At 32.6% G+C, this 23208-nt stretch carries 24 protein-coding genes; 8 read left to right on the top strand and 16 right to left on the bottom strand.

The features are described 5' to 3' along the window. Nucleotides 1-31: 31 nt before the first annotated feature. Nucleotides 32-2506 (bottom strand): cation-translocating P-type ATPase, encoded by a 2475-nt coding sequence (locus QO190_RS08420; RefSeq protein WP_371462407.1) that lies wholly within the window; start codon nt 2504-2506, stop codon nt 32-34. 277 nt (nt 2507-2783) lie between these two features. On the opposite strand from QO190_RS08420, the gene QO190_RS08415 reads away from it, so the two are divergent. The 3 genes from QO190_RS08415 to QO190_RS08405 are packed head-to-tail and all read left to right on the top strand — an operon-like array spanning nt 2784 to nt 4737. Continuing rightward, the gene (locus QO190_RS08415) at nt 2784-3956 is read left to right on the top strand and encodes a thioredoxin family protein (RefSeq protein ID WP_371462408.1); all 1173 of its coding nucleotides are present in this window, start codon (nt 2784-2786) and stop codon (nt 3954-3956) included. Between the two features lie 6 nt (nt 3957-3962). Then, on the top strand, nt 3963-4529 hold the full coding sequence (locus QO190_RS08410) for a DUF3575 domain-containing protein (protein ID WP_371462409.1): 567 nt from the start codon (nt 3963-3965) through the stop codon (nt 4527-4529). 1 nt (nt 4530) lies between these two features. Further along, complete coding sequence (locus QO190_RS08405; RefSeq protein ID WP_371462410.1) at nt 4531-4737, top strand: hypothetical protein; 207 nt, start codon at nt 4531-4533, stop codon at nt 4735-4737. 1 nt (nt 4738) lies between these two features. On the opposite strand, the gene QO190_RS08400 is transcribed toward QO190_RS08405, so the two are convergent. Together QO190_RS08400 and QO190_RS08395 are read right to left on the bottom strand one after the other, a co-directional pair. Beyond that, the gene (locus tag QO190_RS08400) at nt 4739-5524 is read right to left on the bottom strand and encodes a sulfite exporter TauE/SafE family protein (protein WP_371462411.1); all 786 of its coding nucleotides are present in this window, start codon (nt 5522-5524) and stop codon (nt 4739-4741) included. A gap of 10 nt (nt 5525-5534) precedes the next feature. After that, nucleotides 5535-6794: an exo-beta-N-acetylmuramidase NamZ domain-containing protein gene (locus QO190_RS08395; RefSeq protein WP_371462413.1), complete on the bottom strand. Its 1260-nt coding sequence runs from the start codon at nt 6792-6794 to the stop codon at nt 5535-5537. A gap of 6 nt (nt 6795-6800) precedes the next feature. Between QO190_RS08395 and QO190_RS08390 the strand changes: the two genes are divergently transcribed. Beyond that, nucleotides 6801-8030 carry an ABC transporter permease gene (locus QO190_RS08390; protein WP_371462414.1) on the top strand — a complete coding sequence of 410 codons (1230 nt, stop codon included), beginning with the start codon at nt 6801-6803 and terminating at the stop codon, nt 8028-8030. 252 nt (nt 8031-8282) lie between these two features. Here QO190_RS08390 and QO190_RS08385 read toward each other — a convergent pair whose 3' ends face one another. Next, nucleotides 8283-8603: an HNH endonuclease gene (locus QO190_RS08385; protein WP_371462415.1), complete on the bottom strand. Its 321-nt coding sequence runs from the start codon at nt 8601-8603 to the stop codon at nt 8283-8285. Nucleotides 8604-8951: 348 nt separating this feature from the next. Here QO190_RS08385 and QO190_RS08380 point away from each other — a divergent pair, with 348 nt between their 5' ends. Continuing rightward, entirely contained in the window at nt 8952-9935 is a 984-nt protein-coding gene (locus QO190_RS08380; RefSeq protein ID WP_371462416.1) for a PLP-dependent cysteine synthase family protein, read from the top strand. 72 nt (nt 9936-10007) lie between these two features. Here QO190_RS08380 and QO190_RS08375 read toward each other — a convergent pair whose 3' ends face one another. The 12 genes from QO190_RS08375 to QO190_RS08320 all read right to left on the bottom strand — a co-directional run bounded on the left by QO190_RS08375 (nt 10008) and on the right by QO190_RS08320 (nt 20561). Continuing rightward, entirely contained in the window at nt 10008-10649 is a 642-nt protein-coding gene (locus QO190_RS08375; protein ID WP_371462419.1) for a DUF2202 domain-containing protein, read from the bottom strand. A 45-nt stretch (nt 10650-10694) separates the two neighbouring features. Continuing rightward, nucleotides 10695-10988, bottom strand: coding sequence for a hypothetical protein (locus QO190_RS08370; protein WP_371481302.1), 294 nt, complete (start codon nt 10986-10988; stop codon nt 10695-10697). An 80-nt stretch (nt 10989-11068) separates the two neighbouring features. Next, complete coding sequence (locus QO190_RS08365) at nt 11069-11734, bottom strand: DUF2202 domain-containing protein (protein ID WP_371462423.1); 666 nt, start codon at nt 11732-11734, stop codon at nt 11069-11071. Between the two features lie 139 nt (nt 11735-11873). Further along, nucleotides 11874-12467 (bottom strand): DUF2202 domain-containing protein, encoded by a 594-nt coding sequence (locus QO190_RS08360; RefSeq protein WP_371462425.1) that lies wholly within the window; start codon nt 12465-12467, stop codon nt 11874-11876. A gap of 1 nt (nt 12468) precedes the next feature. Beyond that, complete coding sequence (locus tag QO190_RS08355) at nt 12469-13776, bottom strand: glycosyl transferase family 1 (RefSeq protein WP_371462427.1); 1308 nt, start codon at nt 13774-13776, stop codon at nt 12469-12471. Nucleotides 13777-13852: 76 nt separating this feature from the next. Then, nucleotides 13853-14260 (bottom strand): GxxExxY protein, encoded by a 408-nt coding sequence (locus QO190_RS08350; protein ID WP_371462429.1) that lies wholly within the window; start codon nt 14258-14260, stop codon nt 13853-13855. Between the two features lie 33 nt (nt 14261-14293). After that, nucleotides 14294-16831, bottom strand: coding sequence for a YfhO family protein (locus QO190_RS08345; protein WP_371462431.1), 2538 nt, complete (start codon nt 16829-16831; stop codon nt 14294-14296). A gap of 105 nt (nt 16832-16936) precedes the next feature. Further along, nucleotides 16937-17170, bottom strand: a complete 234-nt coding sequence (locus tag QO190_RS08340) for a hypothetical protein (RefSeq protein ID WP_185097657.1) — start codon at nt 17168-17170, stop codon at nt 16937-16939. Nucleotides 17171-17173: 3 nt separating this feature from the next. Continuing rightward, nucleotides 17174-18226: a DUF6263 family protein gene (locus QO190_RS08335; protein WP_371462434.1), complete on the bottom strand. Its 1053-nt coding sequence runs from the start codon at nt 18224-18226 to the stop codon at nt 17174-17176. Between the two features lie 119 nt (nt 18227-18345). Continuing rightward, nucleotides 18346-19074 carry a hypothetical protein gene (locus QO190_RS08330; protein WP_371462436.1) on the bottom strand — a complete coding sequence of 243 codons (729 nt, stop codon included), beginning with the start codon at nt 19072-19074 and terminating at the stop codon, nt 18346-18348. A 24-nt stretch (nt 19075-19098) separates the two neighbouring features. Further along, nucleotides 19099-19827 carry a 23S rRNA (guanosine(2251)-2'-O)-methyltransferase RlmB gene (gene rlmB / locus QO190_RS08325; protein ID WP_371462537.1) on the bottom strand — a complete coding sequence of 243 codons (729 nt, stop codon included), beginning with the start codon at nt 19825-19827 and terminating at the stop codon, nt 19099-19101. Between the two features lie 263 nt (nt 19828-20090). Continuing rightward, a complete protein-coding gene (locus QO190_RS08320; RefSeq protein ID WP_069797034.1) occupies nt 20091-20561 on the bottom strand; it encodes a DinB family protein in 471 nt (156 codons plus the stop codon). 290 nt (nt 20562-20851) lie between these two features. On the opposite strand from QO190_RS08320, the gene QO190_RS08315 reads away from it, so the two are divergent. From QO190_RS08315 to QO190_RS08305, 3 genes are read left to right on the top strand one after another with little or no spacing between them, the layout of a single operon-like run. Further along, nucleotides 20852-21856, top strand: coding sequence for an AAA family ATPase (locus QO190_RS08315; protein ID WP_371462439.1), 1005 nt, complete (start codon nt 20852-20854; stop codon nt 21854-21856). A gap of 9 nt (nt 21857-21865) precedes the next feature. Next, a complete protein-coding gene (locus QO190_RS08310) occupies nt 21866-22336 on the top strand; it encodes a hypothetical protein (protein ID WP_371462442.1) in 471 nt (156 codons plus the stop codon). Nucleotide 22337: 1 nt separating this feature from the next. Continuing rightward, on the top strand, nt 22338-23201 hold the full coding sequence (locus QO190_RS08305; protein WP_371462445.1) for a DUF58 domain-containing protein: 864 nt from the start codon (nt 22338-22340) through the stop codon (nt 23199-23201). Nucleotides 23202-23208 lie beyond the last annotated feature (7 nt).

Raw genomic sequence — 23208 nt, 5'->3', positions numbered from 1 at the left:
GCAGGGTTTATGGCGCTAAGCTTTTATCTGTTTACAATGGGTGTTTTAATCTCAATAATTTAATCATTTCAAGGATGAACAAAACACTTACCGCTCCAATAATAGACGTAAGAAAATGTTGATGACCAGGATATTCAAAACTGAAAATCTTTTGCAGCATTGGGTTTCCAATCGTTAAAAAAAGTAGAGTGAAAGCAATGGTAGAAATGATGACCAAAGCTTTATTATTCTCTAAAATCACAGAAACAAAATTTCGAGTGTCAGACAATGAAGTGAGAATAAGAAATACATTTCCTACAATCAATGAAGAAAATGCGATGGCTCTCACTGCATTATCAGAGTGTCCTTCTTTTAGAGAAAGAAAATAAACCACTACTACCATTGCGAGGAGTAAAAATCCTTTCACTAGGCTAAAAGCAATTTTTCGCCAACCGAAAAAGAGTTCATCTGGATTTCTGGGCGGTCTATTCATAATGCCTCTTTCTTCTTGTTCAGATTCAAAAGCGATAGAACAAACTGGGTCGATAATCAATTCCATAAAAACAATATGCATCGGCATCAATAAAATAGGCAAGGAAGAATTAAAAGCAGGCAATAAAACCAAACCAATAATCGGAACGTGGATAGCAAGAATATAAGACATGGCTTTTTGAAGATTGTCAAAAATTCTTCTTCCAGAACGAATGGCGTAAACAATTGATGCAAAATTATCATCCAATAAAACCAAGGAAGACGCTTCTCTGGCTACATCTGTTCCTTTCATTCCCATGGCAATTCCTATGTCGGCAGCTTTCAGTGCAGGAGCATCATTTACTCCGTCTCCAGTCATGGCTACTACTTCTCCATTGGCTTTTAAGGCTTTGATGATTTGTAGTTTTTGTTCGGGAATAATTCTTGCAAAAAGATGAGTGTTTTTTATTTTTTCTTTCAGTTCTGCATCGCTCATATTTTGGAGTTCTGCACCCGTTAAAACTTGGTCATTGTGCTGTAAACCAATTTGATTGGCTATACTTTTGGCAGTGGCAGGAAAATCACCCGTAATCATAATCACTTTAATTCCTGCTTTGTTGCATTCGCTGATGGCTCCTGGAACTTCTTCACGAATCGGGTCTTCAAAAGCGACTAATCCGCTAAAAACAAAAGGAAATTCTTCTTGTTTCTCGGGAAGTTCAGTGGAATTTACTTCGCAATGAGCTGCTGCGAGAACTCTGTAACCATTTTCTGCCAATTGATGCACCAATTGAGTATAACGAGTGTTTTCTTCTTCAGAAAAATGACACAATTGGAAAATCGCTTCAGGAGCACCTTTGCAATAGGCATGACTTTGTGGGCTGTTTTTAGATTTCATCACGCGAGTCATGGCAAATAATTCTTTGCTCAGTGGATATTCTTTTACCAAATCTAAATCCTCTTTTGCTAAAGTCAATCTGCTGATTTCATTGCCAATCGCTTTTTCCATCGGGTCAATCGAATGACGCTGAGAAGCGTGAACCAAAACCGTTAAAACCTCTTGAATATTTTCTAAAGAATGTTTAAAATCTTTTTTGTAATAGAGTTTTTCGCCTGAGTAAAGCGCAGCAACTTCCATTTTGTTTTGGGTAATGGTTCCTGTTTTATCACTGCATAATACGGTGGCAGAACCAAGTGTTTCTATAGCAGAAGGTTTGCGTGTTAATACATTATTTTTGGATAATCTCCAAGCTCCTAATGCTAAGAAAATAGTCAATACTACAGGGAATTCTTCGGGTAGAATAGACATGGCAGAAGCCAATCCGTTCAGTAAAGAATTAAGGAAATTTCCTCTGGTCAAATAAAAAGCCAAAATCACGCCAATACTGATGGCGATTCCCATAAGAAACAGACTTCTAATGAGTCTTTTCATCTCTTTTTGCAATCGGGTACTTTCTTGTTCTATATTTTGTAGCGAAACGCCAATTTTTCCGAATTGTGTTTCGGAACCAGTATGCGTCACTTTTGCTTTGCCTTTTCCTTGCACGATGAGTGTTCCGCTGAAAACATGAGCTTCCTTTTCTTCGGTTTTAATCACGGGAACAGATTCACCAGTTAGTAAAGATTCGTCTATAGTAAGGTGTTGACTTTCCAATAAAATAGCATCTGCAGGAACTCGGTCTCCTTCGTTTAAAATGACTACATCTTCGGGAACGACTTCTCTTCCCGGAATTCTAATTTCTTCACCATCACGAATCACCAAAGCTCGTGGAGAAGACAATTGTCTCAATGCTTCTAAAGATTTTTCGGTTTTTCTATGTTGATAAAAGGTGATGAAAATAATGACGAAAACCCAACACAACAGAATCATTCCTTCGGTATAATCTCCCAATAAAACATAGACGAAACCACAAAACATGAGCAAGATAAACATGGGCTCTTGAATCACTTCTAGGGCAATTTGCCAAACGTTTTTCGGTTTTGCAGAAGGGAGTTCATTGAAGCCGTATTGTTTCAAAAATTCTGCTGCTTTTTTTTGAGAAATTCCTTGTGTCATGGCATTTCTTTTTTAAGATGAGAATAAATCACGGGAAAAAATGGCTGATTTTAATTGGTTTTTAATCAGTCTTTTATTCAGTTAAAGTTAAGAAAATTTTAGGATTAGAAAAAGGTTTTAGAGCTGATATATAAGAGGTGATGTTTTATCTATTCTTTCAGAATTTATATTTCGGAAAAATGCCTTATTATAGAGATTTTAAATTGGGATAATTTTGGTTTTAAGTTTTTTGTTCCCTCAAAAAATTTTATCTTCGTAGCTCAATTTTTAAATGATAATGAAAAAAATTATATTGTTCCTATTCTTGGTGATTTCTACAGCCCTTTTTTCTCAAGATGGAATAAAATTCGGAAAACAGTCTTTTGCTAAAACCCTAGAACAAGCCAAAAAAGAAAATAAACTCATTTTTTTAGATGCTTTTGCTTCATGGTGTGGTCCGTGTAAATTGTTAGACAAAAACGTTTTTCCTAAAAAAGAAGTGGGCGATTATTTCAATGCCAATTTCCTGAATCTTCACATTGACATGGAAAAAGGAGAAGGAATAGAAATTGCCAAAAAATACAGCATTTATTCTTATCCTACTTTGCTATTCATAGACGGAGACGGAAAAGTGGTGTACAAAGCTGCAGGTTATATGAGTCCGCAAGAACTCATCAGTATTGCCAAAGAAGCCTTGAATCCAGAAAATACTTTAGAAAATAAAATTGCGAAGTTTGAAGCGGGAGAAAAAGACCCGGAATTTTTAATGGGATTGATTAAAAATACGTATGCAACTGATTTTTCATTGGCTCAAAAAGTGGCTACCCGTTATTTCCAGATGAGAACAGACGCTACTTATTCTAAAGAAGAAGCAGTAATGTTGCTGTTTTTCACCAAAACCATAGATGATGATTTGTATAAAATCTTCACGGCAAAAAAGGCAGAACTTTCTACGCAAATTCCAGAAAGTTATTTGGCGGAATATGATAAGAAACTCAAACTGAATACGGTTTTACAAAAATCTTTCGATGCCAATACTCAAAGCATTAATGAATCCATTTTTTTAGCTGAAGGAACAAAAATTTATGGCGAAAAAGAAGCAAAGCAACTTTTGAATAAAATCAATATGGATTTGTTTTTTAATCAAAAAAAATACGATGATTACGCAAAATCTGCTTTGAATTATTATCAAAATCCAAAAGATTTTGCCACTGACGAACTCAATAATGTCGCTTGGAATTTTTACCTCTATATTACCGACAAAACATTGTTAACTCAAGTGACTCAATTGTGTTTAGAAGGTATAAAAAAAGAAGAAAATAGTCAGAATACAGATACGTTAGCAAATATTTATTATAAATTAGGTGATTTTAAAAATGCTAAAATTTGGGCTAAAAAATCTATCGAAATTGCTAAAGCAAAAGGTGATGAATATGCATCCACTGAAGAATTATTAAAAAAGATAAATTAAACACAAATGCTTTTAAAAAATTATTTTTTTCTCATACTCTTTAGTATTGGAATAAATGTTACTGCACAAACTTATGTTAAAGTCAATGGTTTTACCCTGCCTGCTTTGATTTTAAATGCGGGGATAGAAACCAAACTTACAGACAAAACTACTTTTCAAGCAGATGTTTTTGTTTCCCCTTGGAAATCTGTTTTTGGGAATAGAATGCTTTTTGCTATTGGCACTTTAGAATATCGTTATTATTTTACCGAAAGTTTTAAAAATTGGTATGTGGCTGCAAATACGGGAGTAACAATTTATAGAATGCAAAAGTATAATCATCTTAATTTGGGAATTCATCAAGAAGGATATTCTATACTTTTAGGCGGAACAGTAGGTTATGTGGTAAAAGTAAATGACAAAATAAATTTAGATATATTTTTAGGTGGTGGCAATGCACAATCTAAATATAGGTCATATTATAATGCTTTCCCAGATATAAGAGCAGACAAAGAAGAAGGCGCTTCTATTAACGGGAGCGGAGAATGGATTCCTTACAAAGGTGGCGTAATGATTTCTTATCAAATTAAATAATATGAAAATAAAAAGTGTAAAATTTTTAGTGGTTTTGGTGATTACTTTCGTCATCGTGTTTTTGATGAATTATATCGGGAATACACAACCAGACAAATTACAAAGTGCTTTACTCAACGGACTTGGCGGAATGGTAGGACTTACTATCGGTATGATTATTTACAATCGAAGTAAAAACGATAAATCAGGCCCGCAACATTTCGATTAAATTACGGCCAAAAAACTTCTTTGCTGTATCGTAAAATCATCAGTATTACGATGATTAGAAATACAATTCTGATAAATCCATTGCCTTTTTTAAAGGCCATTTTTGTTCCTAGAAAGTTTCCTGCAATATTAAAAACCGCCATTAAGATAGCCAGTTCTAACAAATAATTTCCGTGACTCACGAAAACCAAAAGCGCCGAAATATTGGTGATGCAGTTCACTACTTTAGCATAAGCAGAAGCCGAAAGAAAATCAAATCCTAAAAACACCACGAAAGCCAAAACAAAGAAACTTCCTGTTCCCGGTCCGAAAAATCCATCGTAGAAGCCAATTACTGCTCCAATCAAAGCTCCGAAAATCATCTTTTTGGTGGTGCTTAAATCTTTGGTCGCGACATTTCCTAAATCTTTTTTGATGAAAGTATAAATCGCAATCGCAATTAGAATAATTAAAATCAAAGGTTTTAATGCTTCAGAATCTAAGTAACTTACCGTTCTGGCTCCCAAAAATGAAAACAGAAATGAAAACAGCGAGATAGAAAGCAAAACTTTCCAATTGAAGCTTATTCTTTTGGCATATTGTACCGCTGCAATACTGGTTCCAGAAAGCGCCGCGATTTTATTGGTTCCAAAAAGTGTAGGCAATGCCAATTGAGGAAATTGAATCAACAAAGCGGGCAATTGTATCAAACCACCACCGCCAACTATTGCATCTAAAAACCCCGCAATAAAGGCAAATGCAGCTAAAAAGAATAGCGTGTAAAGACTGTAATCAGAGAAAAAATCCATTTACAATTGATTAGTTTTCGTAGAGAACATATTTGCGACGGATTTTTTCGAAATTTTCTAAATCTTTTTGCCAAGATTTTCTGATTTCTGCTTCTGGAGTTCCCGAAATAATTTGCTTGCGCAATTCGTCTGTTCCCGCCAAAGTATCAAACCAAAGGTTTTTTAAGAAGAAGTCTTGAGCTTTTTTGTCAAAATTTTGATATGCATCAATCACGAAGCTTAAATCTAATTTTCCTTTAATTTCTGGGAATTGGCGTAAATCTTTTCCGAAGCACAATTTACCATTTAAGAATGGATCTTTTGCACCTGAAGTGGGTTTAGGAGTGAAAGAAAATTCCTGATTTTTTAACCAAGGACTTCCATACACTTGAAAAGGAAAATCTGTACCTCTTCCTACAGAAACCTGCGTTCCTTCGAAGAAACAAAGACTAGGATAGAGGTTGATAGATTGATCATTTGGTAAATTAGGTGAAGGTTTTTCAGAAATAGGATATCTTTTATTTTTATGATAATTCAGCATTGGAATGAGCGTGTATTTTACCTGTACTGCATTTTTCATCCATTTTTCGCCGTTCACCATTTTGCCGTATTCCCCAATCGTTAATCCATAAACTACAGGAACTTTATGCAATCCCACGAAACTGGTCCATTTTTCTTTTAAAACAGGTCCGTCTGTATAACCATCATGAGGATTCGGGCGGTCTAGAACAATGATTTCTTTGCCATTTTCTGCGGCAGCTTCCATCACATAAGTAAGTGTAGAAATGTACGTGTAAAATCTTACACCCACATCTTGAATGTCAAAAAGCACAATGTCTACTCCTTGTAATTGTTCAGATTTTGGTTTTTTATTGTCGCCATAAAGCGAAATAATCGGTAAACCTGTTTTGGTGTCAATTCCGTTTTTTACATGTTCACCAGCATCTGCAGTTCCACGAAAACCGTGTTCTGGCGCGAAAATATGTTTGATTTTGATATTATTTTGAACCAAAAAATCTACCAAATGGGTTTTGTCTGCTAATAAACTCGTTTGATTGGCAACTACTGCAACGGTTTTATTTTTCAGAAGTGGCAAATAGAGTTCTGGTCTGTCTGCTGCGTTTTTAAAACAGTTTTCTTCTTTATTTTTTGGTTTTTCTAAGGCAATTTCTACCGTTTTTACAGGTTCTGGAGTGGGATTTGCATTGTTTTTTTGAGTGCTACAACTTTGTAACCCAAAAATCATTAGCATAATAAGAACTAAATCTTTAATTTTGACAATTAAATTCATTTGATTTTGAAATTTCCAATATATTTTTCTAAAAAAATAGCGTTCTCCAAAGATAACAAAAATAATCTTTCACGCGTAATTGTCTTCATCGGAAGGCTTTCTGTAGCGCTAGGAATTATTGTTTCATTGGTGACGGTTTCTACAGGTTTAGGCTCGAAAAAAGCCATTAAAAATCGTATGGCAGATTTCGTGGGACATATTTCTGTGAAATCTACCAAAAGCAATTCTTCCTATAATTCTTCGGTACTTCACAAAGAGGGATTAAATGTAAAGGGAATTCAAAATCTTCCAGACGTTTCTAATACACAGTCTTATGCAACGGTTTCTGGGATTCTGAGAACAGAAGAAAACTTTGCAGGGGTTATTTTAAAAGGCGTTGCCAAAGATTTTGATGCAGAGCGCTTTCAGAGTTTTATGGTAGCTGGAGAAATCCCAAAATTTACCGAAGAAGGCTATAACAATCAAGTCATTCTTTCTGATAAAATTGCCAATGATTTGCATCTGAAACCCAAAGACAGCATTGTAGCGATTTTTTCTAAAGAAGACCAGCAACCCATTTACAGAAAATTTGAAATTTCTGGAATTTACAAGACAGACATCAAAATGATAGATGATTTGTTTATCATCGGCGATATTAATCACGTGAGAAAAATTCAGGATATGGCAAAAACGGATGTGGGAGGAATAGATATTTTCTTGAAAGACAGTGATGATATGGATGCCATTTATCCAACCATTGAAAAACTTATTGGTTATAAAAATTACGCAGAAAAAGCGACAGATAAATATCCGCAAATCGTAGATTGGATTAATATTTTTGATACCAATATCGGACTGATTATCACGATTATGTTGATTGTAGTAGTCATAAATATCATTATGGTTTTGCTTATTCTCATTATTGAACGCACCAATTCTATCGGGATGCTGAAAACATTGGGTGCAACCAACGGACAAATTCGAGCAATTTTCATCAACTATACTTTGCTGATTATGATTCCCGGATTAATTATGGGGAATGTAATTGGTTTAGGATTTTTGGTACTTCAAAAAATTTTCGGATTTATCAAACTCAATCCAGAAAATTACTATGTAAGCACGGTTCCTGTAGATTTAAACCCTGTTTATATTTTGGGAATTTCTGTTGGGATTTTGGCGATATCCGCTTTCGCTCTTATTTTGCCTAGTTATTTAATTTCTAAAATTTCTCCTGTAAAAGCGATTAAGTATAATTAATGGTAAAGTTGTAGATTGTAGAGTGGGAGAGTTGGAGTTATAGAGAAATCTTTTATGTTTCCCACAGATTTCACAGAATTACATAAATTTTTTATTGTTGTTTTTTATGCAAGAAGCGAACTTTAATGAAGCAACGAAGCAATATGCTGGTTTTTTGCTTATATTTTAATACGTAAAGTTTGTCATTGACTACGTCTAATCTTCGATTTCCGTAGGAATCTAGCTATAGAAGTAAACTCCATAGTCGCAGACTTAGTAGAGCGGAGGATTTATAATGGCATTTTTCACTACTTCTGCAACTGTATTTTCATTAATGTTTTTTGATAAGCAATAATTGCTTTTTAACCAATCAGTTAAAGTTTTTGCTCCTTTACTTGCATTGCAGGAATTACAGCACAAAGCAATATTGTCAATAGAATTTATTCGAATGTCATTCACAATATGTTCCCATGAAGGTTGAGTTTTTCTAGATTGATGATTTATAGAAAAATCAACACCACAGTAAACACAACATAAATCTCTTTTAAGAACAAATTCTTCAGTTTCTCTTGGAATTCCCCACTGATTTGCCATTTTTTAAATTATTATTTTGCTCTAAATTATTAAAATTTATTCATTTCAATTCTGAAAATGATAAAAATTTAATTTCTTAATAATCTTTTTAGAGATTCTTTCAAAATGACAAACTGAATGAAGAATATTCTTATAGAAAATCCTCAAAAGAAAAACAGAACCCTGAATAATAGCCCTGATTGAGCGATTGTTTGAGCTCTTTTTGTTTTTTACATATTTCGAGTTTGCTCAATATGACAAAAAACAAAAAAGCGAGTCGCGAAAGCAGGACTTAAAGTGAACAGATGTAAAAAACGTCTTGCTTCTTTTTAAAATTAAAATCGTATTTTTGCGGCTCAAATTTTTACAATGAACTACGCAAAAAATATTTTAGAAACAATTGGAAATACGCCACTGGTAAAGCTAAACAAAGTTTTAGGAGAAGATTTTCCTGCATTGGTTTTAGCAAAAGTAGAAACCTTCAATCCTGGGAATTCTGTAAAAGACAGAATGGCACTAAAAATGATTGAAGATGCAGAAAAAGACGGTCGCCTGAAACCTGGAGGAACCATCATCGAAGGAACTTCTGGAAATACAGGAATGGGATTGGCTTTAGCAGCCATTATCAAAGGTTACAAGTGTATTTTCGTAACCAATTCTAAACAATCAAAAGAAAAAGCAGATATTTTACGTGCTTTAGGAGCAGAAGTAGTGATTTGTCCTACTGATGTAAAACCTACCGATCCGCGTTCTTATTACCAAACAGCAAAAAGATTAACCGAAGAAACTGAAAATGCTTGGTATGTAAACCAATATGATAATCTTTCTAACAGAGCAGCGCATTATGAATCTACGGCACCAGAAATCTGGGAACAAACCGAAGGGAAATTGACTCATTTTGTAGTAGGAGCAGGAACAGGAGGCACTATTACAGGTTGTGGAACTTTTTTCAAAGAAAAAAGTAAAGATATCAAAGTAATTGGTGTAGATACTTATGGTTCTATTTTGAAAGAAATTCATGAGACAGGAGAAATTCATTATGATCATGCTTATACCTACATCACAGAAGGAATTGGCGAAGATATTTTACCTGAAAATTATGACATGTCTGTAATAGACCATTTCGAGAAAGTTACCGATAAAGATGGTGCGATTTATGCTAGAAAATTAGCTAAAGAAGAAGGAATTTTCTGTGGTTATTCTGCAGGAAGTGCAATTGCAGCGATTAAGCAAATGCAAGATCAATTTACCAAAGATGATATCATAGTAGTTCTGCTTCATGACCATGGTTCTAGATATGTAGGGAAAATCTACAATGATGATTGGATGAAAGAAATGGGCTGGTTAGATTAATACAAAATAATCTATTCAAAATAAATAAAATCGGGAAGAGAAATCTTCCCGATTTTTCATATCAAATCAAAATTAATTTCCACAATTTTCATTTGGCGAATGAATGATAGCGTCATAATCTACCTGTGAAATAAACTGAGGAACATAAATTACATTTTGGAGTTTTAAGGCACTAGAAAATGCTCTGAGATGATTTCTAGAACCACACATTAAATTGCTATATACTTTCAATATTAAAGTATTTGTAGTAGTCTTGCTTAAATTTTTTAAGTCATTAATGTCTACATCTTCTATGGTTGCTCCTATTTTTAATGCTTCTATTGCACTGTTGTTTCCTTGCAAAATAAGTTGGTTATACAGATTTTGTAAATCTTGATTTTGAAATTGACCAACCGCTAATTTAGGGTAATCAATTTTATATTTTATAAGAAGATTTTCTACGGCATTCATGTGTGACTGTTCACTTTTCTGAATGTTTTCAAACTCTACCAATTGCCATTTCTGATACAAATTTAAATAAGTGTCTCTTGCCATTTTTTCTTCTTCATACATAAAAAGTAAGTTGCTTTTTTCATCAGTATTTATCGAAGGAATTATGGTTCCAATATTACGTGTTTCATCATTTAGAGAAATGTTATCGCTATCATTTCTGCTGCATTGAGTTAAACTCAAGAAAGCGACAACTATAGTTAGGCTTTTTATAAATGTTTTCATTTTATAAATGTTTAAAAATTAAATAGTATTGTAAATTTTTTAATGTTATAATTTCCACATCGGAGGATGAAAAAACTTAACATAAAATTTTTGAGGGAAAAAAGAACATTTATTTGTAATTAGATGGTTATCAATGTTTTCAATAAATTCTCTAATTTCAAATTCAAAAATTTTGTTAGTCACAAATAAATCTAATAATTTTAATTTAAGAACTTCATTATCAGTGTTATGTTCTGATTTTGCCAGTTCTTTTTTGATATAACATATTCCATTACATAACAATTCAGGACGATTTTTATTTATACAAAGTACTGTAGTAATGTATTTATAATTAATCATATAATCAATTATTGGTAAGAATGACCGAACCGAAATAGTTATGATTAATAGTATGGAAATGATTGCTTTCACTTTTTTATTTATAATTTATTCATGCAATTTCTTCTACCTCTATTTGCTCTTCCTTTTCCTTGATTTTGGCATTGCATACCATTTTGAAGACCACATTGTTCATGTTCTGCATTGATGATTTTTTCGTAATCATTTTTAGAAATATACTGAGGAACATAATTGGCATTTCTCATTTCTAAATTACGTGAAAAAGCTCTCAAATGATTTCTAGAAGCACATTCCAGAAATTTGTAAACATTGGCGATGTCTTGGTTTTGAGTTTCTTTGGTTAATCTTTGCAAGTCGTAAATATCTACATCTTCTATCGTTGCTCCTGCTTTTAAAGCTTCAATTTCTGAAACTTTTCCTTTTGCAGTAAGGTCATTGTATAATTTTTGAAGATTTTGATTTTTAAATTTTCCTTCGGGAAGAATTTCGTAAGGAATTTTATTTTGGTCTAAAAGTTCTTGTACTTTTTGCATATGCACTTTTTCACTTTCTTTGATATTGGCAAAAGGTCTAGTTTCCCATTTTGAATATAAAAAAGTGTACACATCATGCGCTAATTTTTCTTCTTCTAGCATGAAGAGGAGAGAAGAAGCATCTGTTTCTTTTGTATTTTTAGAAGTGTAATTGGTAAAAATTACCATTCCAAAAATTACAAGAATAACTAAGGTGAAAGATTTGGTTTTCATTTCTGTGAGATTTTTATATTAGACAAAAATCACAACAGAAAGTTAAGTCGAATTTTGGTTAAAATGAATGTAAATCGCTATTAATCAATAAATTTTACCATTATTGGATGAAAATTTACCAATGAGAAAATAAAGAATTTTAGTCGTATTTTATGCTGCAAGAATTCACAGCACCATTCACTACATTTTTAAATTTTTTGCCCGAAATGTATTGATGTGTATATTTTTCGCCTTTTTCTCTCAAAGCTCTGTAATAAACAAAAAGATGATTTTTAGTACCACATTCTATACCATTTGCTGCTTCTCTAATGCTTGATTTCTGACTATTTTTTCTTACAATATAAATGTCATTGAGATTAAGCTCTTCTATTTTTATAGCAGTTTTCAGCGCCGAAGTTTCGTCAATAGCTTCCGAAAGTAGTTGATTTTTAAGGTTTTCTGTTTCTTCTAAACTTTCATTTTCTAGAACGGTGATATTCTGTTTTGCAAGAATATTTTTCCAAATTTCAATGTGTTTTTGCTTTCTTTTGGCAATATTTCCGAAAAGATTATTTTGATACTGTGCATAAAAATTTTCGTAAACTTCTTTTGCAATTTTCTCTTTGCCAATGAGTTGCGTAATTGTAGTGATTTCTTTTTCAGAAAGTTGAGATGTAGTTTTAGCGGTTCTCGGTTGCATCAATGAACACGAAACTAAAAATAGCGAAAGTAAAAAAGCAAATACCAATTTCATTTTAATACCATTTATTCATTAAATCAACTAATTTCTGAGTCAAATTTTTTCTAGAAAATTGCTCAATGTTTTCAGCGTTTTGGTTCAGCATTCCTGATTTCCAATTTTGGTAAGATTCTAAAATAAAATTCTTTAGATTTTCTTTTTCATCATAGCCAAAATGTTTTCCGGCTTTCGTTTCATTCAGAATTTTTTCTACATCAGCATCTTTTGGACCGAAAGAAAGAATCGTTTTTCCCGTTGCCAAATATTCGAAAATTTTCCCTGGAATAATCCCTTTTGATGATTCTTCTGGGAAATTTGTCATCAATAAAACCGTTGAATTCTGCATTTCTTGTAATGCTTGTTCATGAGGTAAATAGCCAAGATATTTAATATTTTGGTTAATGCCAATATGAAATAGAGACTGCTGAATTTTGTTGTCAACTTTTCCTACAAATTTTAATTCAAAGTCATTTGAAAATTCCTCGTTTTCACACATTATTTCATATAAAGTCCACCAAAGATTTCCCGGATCTCTTAATTGTTCCAAAACTCCAACATAGCTTAGAGTGAATTTGTTAGTAGAATTTTTACTTCCGACTTCTGACTTCTGACTTTCGACTTCCGAATCAAATCCATTCGTAATGCAGAAAGCATTTGCGCCTTTTTTTCTGAAATTTTCAGCATCGGTATAACTTGTTGCCAAAGTAATATCTGCATTTTTGAACACTTCAGATTCTAATTTTCTATGCTTTCTATCGGCAATTTTAGTCAATTTCAGATGTTTGTAATACGAAATTTCAGTCCATGGATCACGGAAATCTGCAATCCATTTTAAGTCTGGAAATTTCTTCTTTAAACCTAACCCAATCAAGTGCAAAGAATGTGGTGGACCAGTTGTTATCAAAACATCATAATGATTGGCTTTCAGGTATTTTTCTAAAAATTCTACGGAAGGTTTTACCCAAAAAACTCTCGCATCTGGAATAAAGAAATTGCCACGAACAAAAATCGAAAGTTTGGCTTTCCATGATTGATTTTCGCCGACATCAAACTGTCCCGCTTTGAATTTTTTATTGTCTTTCCCGAACTTTTCTGCCAATTGGTAAGGTTCCCAAATTTTGGTTTTAATCATTTTCAAATTCTTCGAAACATCTTTTTGTAAGGTTTCATCTACAATTGGATAACTCGGATTTTCTGGAATAAAAACAGTGGGTTCCCAACCAAAATCAGGTAAATATTTTACAAATTTTAACCAACGCTGAACTCCCGGTCCTCCAGCTGGAGGCCAGTAATAAGAGATGATGAGTATTTTTTTTTGTTTCAAATTTATAATTTTTAAACCGCAAAAGCGACAAAAGATTTTCTATGTATTATAAGTTTTTCAAAAGTAAAAAAAGATTTTACATTAATTCATCGTAATATTTATTAATATATGTTTCTTGTCCATGATGATAAAGATTTTTAACATTAAAATTTACTAAAATTCCTTTCGGTACTTTAAGTAAATTCATGTAATTCAAAACTTGAAATTTATGAACGTCTAAAATGTTAGAGACAGATTTTAACTCTAAAACGATTAAATCTTCAATCAGAAAATCACATTTAAAATCACAATCTAATTTCTTTTCTTTATAAAAAACAGGAATTTGAAATTCTGACTTGAAATTTAAATTTCTTAATTTGAATTCTTCTTCTAAAGCTTTGTGATAAACAACTTCTGCTAAACCTGCACCTAAAATTTTATGAACCTCAATACAAGCTTCATTAATTTTATAAGTTAAATCGGTAAGATATTGTTGCGTAATCATTAACTCTTTTTTTACTTTTTAATGGCTATATTTTCAATTATTTCTTTTGTCGCTTTTGCGGTTTAATAAAAATATCCCCACCAAAGAAAGCAATACAAACAAACCAAAAGCAATTAAAGAAATGGTTTTTCCTTTGGCAATCACTTCTGGTTCGAATATCATTTTTACCGTGTGACTTCCTGCTGGAACGTAAACGGCTCTCAATAAATAATCAGCTTTGATGTATGGAACTTCTTTTCCGTCTACAAACATTTTCCAACCTTTTGGATAATAAATCTCGGAAAAAACTGCCAATTGTGGCGTTTTAGACTGTGTTTTATATTCCAGTTCGTCTGCTTGATATTTTGTTAGATTTACAAAAGCAGTAGAATCAGTTGCTAAAGTTTTTCCTTCAAAATATTTTTGATCATCCTTCGAAATAACCGCCGTTTTTTTAGAATCTATATTTCCTATTTCATCTATTTCTTCATTGGGTGTGTTTACAAATTTAATAACAGAAACCAGCCAAGCATTTCCATTCGCATTCGGATTGATTTGAACTTGAGGTTGTTCCAATGTTCCGCCAACTACATATTTGGTGTTCAATAAATTGAGAATTTGCGGGATTTGAGCAGACTTTACACTGTCTTCAGCATAGAAATAATGATTGATTAAATCGTCATACCTTCTGAGTTTTACAGCGTGATAACCACCAACAGAAGCCTTGTAATAAGAAGTATTGGTTTCATTAAAAGGTCCTAAAAGTTGATTGAAAATTCTATAATGAGTTTTATCTTTTTCGGTGATTTCTTCTAAAGTTTTATTCATATTCGCTCTAGAAAGCAAATCATTTAAAAGTGGATTATCACCTGCTTTTCCAGCTAAATAATCTGAATTTTCGGTCACAAATGGAGTTTGTGCAAAAGCTTTATCAACAAAATTATCGCTGTTTAAATAGCGTTTGTTCACAGACCATAAATCAAATAAACTTACCAATCCTATAATGATTAAAGCAATGTTTTGAGATAATTTTTTCTTCAATGCAAAATATAGTGCTAAAGCAGTGATAGAAACATAAATCATGGCTTTAATAGCATCGATTCTAAACATCGTGAAACGTTCGCCAACCAAATAATCTAATAAATAAGGAGGCAAATAAGCAGTTTCGTTTGAAGTAGCAAATCCTAGTATACTTTTCCCGAAAATCACCAATAATAAAGTAATTCCAAGAACTGCAGAACTTCCGTAAACTAAAACTTTTTGTTTGTATTCTTCTGTAAGTTTTTCGTCATTGAAAAATCTGTACAATCCAATGATTGCAATGAGTGGGAACAATAATTCCACAACAACTAAGATAGAACTTGGTGCTCTAAATTTGTCGTAAAACGGAACGAATTTGATGAATAATTCAGACAGCGGCATGAAATTGCTTCCCCAAGCTAAAAGCACAGAAAGTACAGATGCGCCTAAAATCCAATAACGGTATTTTTTCCACCCGAAGAAAAATCCTAAAATGGCTAAAAATACCACAATAGCTCCTTGATAAGCCGGTCCAGAAGTTCCTGGTTGGTTTCCCCAATACGTTAAACTTCCTCCAAATCCTTTAGAAATTTGGTCATATTCTTCTTGAGAGGTGACATTTTCTTGTACCAATTCCTGAACTTTTTTCATCATTTCTTCTGAGCCTTCTTCATCACTTGCTCCTCCCATTGCTCTTGGAATGAATAAGTTCAATGTTTCTAGTTTTCCATAACTCCAGTTCAGAATTTCTTGTTTTTTCATTCCGTCATTATCTGCAGCATTGTGCTCAGATTTCAGAATTTGTTTTCCACGAACGGTTTCTTTCACGTATTCAGAATTGGCAAGAAGTCTCTGACTGTTCATTCCGATTCCAAGAATCATCGCCAAAGCTAGAATTCCCGAAGAAATTAAGAAATGTTTCCATGGTGTTTTTCCTGTAGCTGCTCTTACCAACTCAGACAAGAATAAAAATCCTAATGCCAAGAAAAGGTAATATGTCATTTGTGGATGATTGGCAGCAATTTGCAATCCCATGAAAAGTGCAGTGACAATGAAACCAAGAATATATTTTTTACGAATATAGACGAGTAAGATTCCTGCTAAAAGTGGTGCAAAATAAGTTAAAGTGGCTACTTTACCATTATGACCAGCTGCGATGATGATGTAGAAATACGTGGAAAGTCCAAAAAATGTGGAACCTAACAAGGCGTATTTCCAATTTTTAGTCGCAACATAACCGAGTAAGAAAAATCCAGCAAAAAGCAGAAAAATAAAATTCGCAGGTTTTGGCAAAAAGTTCAGCGTGTCATCTATTTTTTTGATGATATCACCTCTAAACTGTGAACCTGATTGATAAGTAGGCATTCCGCCAAACATGGCATCACTCCAATAGGTTTCTTTGCCGTTTTCGGCTCTGTAGTCTAGAAGTTCTTTTGCGCCACCTTTGTATTGTACAATGTCATGTTGCAAAAGTTGTTTCCCAGAAATGATAGGATTGTTATAAATTAAAGCTAAAACTACAAAAATCGCCAATGAAATGACGATGTAAAGAATGTTTTTATTTTTCAGCATATTTTGCAAAAATTAATTTATTTCATTTTTTCTCGGAATAAATTCCAAATTATTGTTGAGTTCTTTTCTTCAACTTTTACCTTTACCTCTACCTCTACCTTTACTTTACCTCTGATTTTTCTCCTCTACTTCTTCATATTCCACAGTTTCTGCATCCCATTTTACTTGTTCTTTAGTAGGTTTTGCAGGTTTGGGCGAAACGTTTTCTCTGTTTCTAGGATTAAGACTAGGGAAATTTTTATAAAATTGATTAAAGAATATCCTTTTCAAAATATTCCAAACAAAGAATATAATGATGGTTGCTAAAACTAATTCGAATAAATATTTGACCAGTGCCATTTTTTAAAATTTATAACTAGGATTGATTGTAACTAAAGAGTTGGTCTTTTTAGACATGCTTTGCGATTGTTTTCCGTCGCTCAAACTTTCTTTTTCCGTAGTGTTCATTTGGATTTTAGAGCCTAGAATCCAACCAGAGTTGGCGTCTATTTTTATGGTTCCTGTTTGATTCCCTTCTATGCTTACAGAATGCGTCATTCCGTTTTTAGATTGTGTTTTTGCTTTTCTAGGAATTCCACCTTTTACAGTGATTTCTGCAATTCCGTCTTCTACTTTTGCTAGAGTATAAGTGGTATTTATTTTTACACTTCCATCTGGAGTTACATTGTCAGACTGTGTCCATGTTCCGCCTAATTTTACGCCTTTTGCTGGAAGAATATTTAGGTTTTTTCCAAATTGTTCTTTTAAAAATTTCTCGTTGAAACTCAATTTAAATCCTTCCATGAAATTTTTAAGTTGAGCAGCATCTTTAATCACCGAAGCAGCCGCATCATTGGTTTTTTTATAAATAGGTTCAAAACCTGTAATCGAAAGAATTTTCCCATTTTTGTCCATGGTAATTTTTAATTTATTACCTGTTTGTGCTTTTTGTACCGCCCACATAAATTTTTGTTGAGCATCTTCAGGAGCGTTTCCTTTCGTATCTATCGCTTGGGTTTTTCCTTGAGAAGTTGCAGACATTCTTTTCCCAACCAGCGTCATAGAAATTTCGTAGTTTCCTTTTGCATCGATATTATCTACGGTAAACGTCATTTCGTCTGTAGATTCATTCGTTCCAGAAATGTTTTGTTTCCCGTCAGAAAGCGTTTGCACATCTCTTTGGTAAGTGCTGAAAGGATACGTTTTTCCTTTTTCTAATTTAAAAGTTGCGTGGTAAACACCTAGAGAATCTTTGATGGCAGGATTTTCTAATTTTGCCGTTTCTTTATCTTCCACAGGAACTTCTACGGTGATGGTTTTTCCAGTTTTTGGGTCAACTTTGGTTACGGTTTTTGTTTCTTTTTGACAAGAAACGATTGCTATTGAAAGCAGCGCAATTGCTGTAATTTTTTTCATTGATTTTAATTATTTTGTATCATTTGAAGCAAGAATCTTGCCTTTTTATTCACTTTTTTTGTTTTTAGGTAGTCTTTGATACGTCGTTTTAGAGTTACAATTATTACAAAACTTGTATTTTACCTTTGCCAACCTTCAATTTTATAATTTTTTTCTAAAATTTTCTTTTCCTTTCCTGTTTTACTATTTTTATACCACAGCTCAAATTTAGCTGCATAAGGTTTTTCCCAATCTCCTTCATAAATTGTAAAATGCCTTTTTGTAGAAAACGTTTTTAAACTATCAGAATTGTTGTAAACAAAAACTTTGCTGTCATTATTTAGTTCTTCTTCAGATAATCTTGTGTTTTTTGTAATTTCAAATGCTTTTAAATAAACATAACCACTATCAATATTTTTTGTGGTGAAATTATATTCATAGAGACCTGGCTGAAAAGAATCTATCAAATCAAATTGAATTTTTTGGTTTGTTATCTTTTCTTCATTCAAAGACATTTTTGAAGGCGTGTTTATTTTTATGTTAGTAGGAATTTCTAAATCATCAGCAAAATAATCATTTGGATAAAACATGAAAAAGAAGCTCAAATATCCAATTGAAATAATTAGAATGGCAACAGAAATTATAGTTTGTAAAATTCCCTTTAGATAGTTCTTTTTGAAAATTTTAATTAATCCTAAGATGATTGAAACTACAAAAAGAAAAAAAGAAAAATACATTAAGCCAATAGAAATGTAAAATGACGTTTTTGTGAAAAAAGAAAGAATTAAATAGCTGAGAATTATTACAATAGTTGCAATAATTATAGGCAAATACCAATTATTGAAATATTGTTTAAATAAATTCTTCATTTTTAATTTTTTATTTCTCCAACTCTATAATTCTCCCACCATTTTCTGTCTCACTGCTTCATAAAGAATTGCACCACAAGCTACAGAAACGTTCAAAGATTGTGTTTTTCCAGTGATTGGCAATTTTATTTTTTCATCAGCGTGATGCATTACTTCTTTAGAAATTCCTGTTTCTTCATTTCCCATTACGATAGCGCAAGGTTCAGAAAAATGAGCGTCATAAATCATTTTTTCTGCCTTTTCAGTGGCTGCAAAAACGGTAACTCCCGATTGCTGAAGAAAATCTACAACGTGAGCCAAATTATTTTCTTTGCAGATTTTTACATTGTAAAGCGCTCCCGCCGAAGTTTTAATGGCGTCAGAATTGATAGGAGCAGCTCCTTTGTCTGGAATTACAATTGCGTCTATTCCTACACATTCTGCAGTTCTGGCAATCGCTCCGAAATTTCTAACATCTGTCAATCTATCCAAAATCAATAAAAACGGAACTTTTCCTTCTTCAAAAATCTGTGGCAACAAATCCTCGATTTTATAAAACGGAATTTCTGAGATAAATGCTACTACACCTTGGTGATTTTTTCTCGTAAAACGATTCAGTTTTTCAATTGGAACCGTGTTGGGTCTGATGTTGTATTTTTTCAGTAATTTTTTTAATTCTGAATAAATCTCACCTTGCAAACCACCTTGTACAAAAATTTTGTCGATGGTTTTTCCAGCTTCTATCGCTTCCATTACAGGTCTCAAACCGAAAATGAAATCTTCTTTTTCGTTTTTAGATTCGTGTTCCGAGTTTCTATTGTCAAAACGAGGTTTTCTATCGAAATTTTTTGAACCAAAACTTCTTCTCTCGCCTGAGTTATATTTTTTATTAAATTCTCCCAATTTTTTGATTTTTAAATTTTAATTCTATTTGTGTCGTTCCTACGGAACTCAAAATGGTATTTTTCTATTGTATTCTACAAACCTTTTGCTCTTACAGAGCAAGATTTAAATTTTGCCTTTACCTTAACCTTAACCTAAAACTGTTCTCCAGCTAAAGCACGTTTTTGAGCCATTGCGTATCCAAAATGTAAACTTTCGTGCATATTGTTGAAAATGATTGCATCTTGAATATTTTTTAAATCAATTCCAAAACTTGTAGAATAAGCGGTGTAATCTGGAAAAAAATCATCGTCATAATCTTTCATCAGAATTTTAGAAGTTTCGATAAGTAGGAAACCTAAATCTTCCACTTCAGATTCAGAAACATCCAGATTAGGAAGAGTGCCTTTTTTGTAAGTATCTACCCAATATTTGTCTATTCTAAATGGATTTCCGCTTAAATAATAACACAAAAGTTGCTGAGTAGCTACGCAATGTGCAATATTCCAATAAATATTATTGTTAAAACCATCTGGAATGGTCAACAAGTCTTTGTGAGACGTATTTTGCAAAATATTCAGAAGGTTTTTTCTTACTGCTCTATGATTTTGAAAATGAGTATTCATTTAAAATTGATTTTAATCTCCAAAAATACTGAAATTGAACGGAAGATGGAAGATGGATGATGGAAGTTTTTTATAAAATATTCTTAAAGTTTTTTTGTTGTTTTAATATGTTGAAAATCAATGTTTTGATGACTGTTTTTGTACGAAAAAAATATGTCAATTTTTTAACTTCTGACTTCTGACTTCCTACTTCCAACTTTTTTTAACAAACTTTAACCAAAATTTGGCATTAATTGTGTTGCCAATTCCTTGAAAATCGTGAAATTTACAGTCTAATTTTTCAAAAAATTATGCAAGAACTTAATCAAGCCGAAGATATTAAACAACTCACCGAAAAAGTAAAAGAACAGAACGTTTACTTTTCACATTTGAAAAAGGAAATTAACAGAGCAATTATCGGACAAGAATACATGGTAGATAGACTTTTGATTGGTCTATTGGGAAATGGTCACGTTTTGCTGGAAGGTGTTCCTGGTTTGGCAAAAACATTAGCCATTAAAACCCTTTCAGAAGCAGTTCATGGAGCGTTTTCTAGAATTCAGTTTACGCCAGATTTATTGCCTGCAGACGTTATCGGTACGCAGATTTATAATGTGAAAGAAAACGATTTTTCCATCAAAAAAGGTCCTGTTTTTGCAAATTTTGTTTTGGCGGATGAAATCAACCGTGCTCCTGCAAAAGTGCAATCTGCACTTTTGGAAGTAATGCAAGAAAAACAAGTTACCATTGGTGATGAAACCATGAAATTGCCAACACCATTTTTGGTTTTAGCGACCCAAAATCCAATTGACCAAGAAGGAACTTATCTTTTACCGGAAGCACAAACTGACCGTTTTATGCTGAAATGCAAAATTGATTATCCAGAATTTGAAGAAGAAAGGCAAGTCATGAGAATGGTTTCTACTTCGGATATTCCTCAAATAAAACCTGTGATTTCTTTGGAGCAAATTGTGGAAGCCAAGAAAATCATTAATCAAATTTATCTAGACGAAAAAATAGAAAAATATATTCTCGATATGGTTTTTGCAACCAGATTTCCAGAGAAATATGGACTTTCTGAACTGAAAAATTACATCAGTTTCGGTGCTTCTCCAAGAGCTTCTATCAATTTAGCGATTGCTTCCCGAGCTTATGCTTTCTTGAAAGGTAGAGCTTTTGTAATTCCTGAAGATGTAAAAGCGATTGCAAAAGATGTTCTTCGTCACAGAATTGGTTTAAGTTTCGAAGCGGAAGCAGAAGATGTAGATGCAGACGCAATTGTAGATAAAATTTTAGGAAAAGTTTCTGCTCCTTAACGTTGAATTATGATTTGGGAAAAAATCAAAACGGACATTTATTATTCTGATGGTTCTTTAAGAGATATCTATGTACTTGATTCCACAATTGAAGATTGGAAGAAATGGATTGATTTTATTAACGAAAATTATCAGGTGAAATTTGAATATTTTGATAATCAGGGAAATAAGAAAATTGAGTCTAAAATTAATTTTTATGAAGTCTCAAAATATTGGAACAATTATGAAAATTCAATAAGTGCAGAATTTTTAGTTGGAGAAGTTTTATTGAAATGTTATTTTTTCTCAATTGATGAAATTGAAAATGATTTCTTTCCAGAAGAAGTTAAAACTATTGAGCAACATAATTTAATAATAGAATATTTAAAATCAATTTCAAAAATTTTAAACAAAGAAGTTATATTAACTCCAGAAAATTATAGTGAAGGTTTTAGAAAATTAATCACTATTAATGTTTTTGATGTTTTAAATGAATGTTAAAGTGCAAATAAAAGATATCGTCAAAAAAGTAAAACAAATAGAAATCCGTACTCGAAAGAGAACGGAAAATACTTTGATGGGGCAATATCACAGTGCTTTTAAAGGTCAAGGAATGGCTTTTGCAGAAGTTCGTCCGTATCAATTTGGAGATGATATTCGCAGAATTGATTGGAACAAAACCGCACGTTTCAAAGAACCTTATGTAAAGGTGATGGAAGAAGAACGTGAACTCACCATGATGATTTTAGTAGATATTTCTGCATCTATGAATTATGGAACAAAAATTCAACTGAAACGAGAATTGGTGGCAGAAATTTCGGCAAGTTTAGGATTTTCGGCGGCAGGAAATAATGATAAAGTGGGACTTATTTTGTTTGCGGATAAAGTGTATAAAGTAATTCCGCCACAAAAAGGCAGAAAACATATTTTAGCGATAATTTCTACGATTTTGACCGCAGATTATGTACAGGCAGAAACCAATATAGATGCGGCTTTAGAATACATGATGCATGTATTCAAAAAGAAATCTCTAGCGTTTCTTTTTTCTGATTTTGCAGATGAATTTGACGAGAAATTATTGAAAATCGCTTCCAAAAAACATCAATTACTAGGTTTGAGAGTTTTTGACGAAAAAGACAATGAAATTCCAGATGTAGGTTATGCTTTTTTTAGAGATATAGAAACAGGAAAACAAATTTGGGTAAATACGTCTAACCAAAGATGTCGTTACAATTATGCAGAAGCTCAGAAACAAAAAATAAGACATCTGAGAGAAGCTTTTGAGAAAAGTTCTGCAAGTTTTGTAGAAGTAAAAGCAGAGGAAGATTATACCAAAATTTTGTATAATTATTTTCAGAAAAAATAGAAAATAG

This window comes from Cloacibacterium sp. Arc13, assembly GCF_041431305.1.
GTDB lineage: Bacteria > Bacteroidota > Bacteroidia > Flavobacteriales > Weeksellaceae > Cloacibacterium > Cloacibacterium caeni_B.
This window is presented reverse-complemented; position numbering and strand designations above follow the sequence as displayed.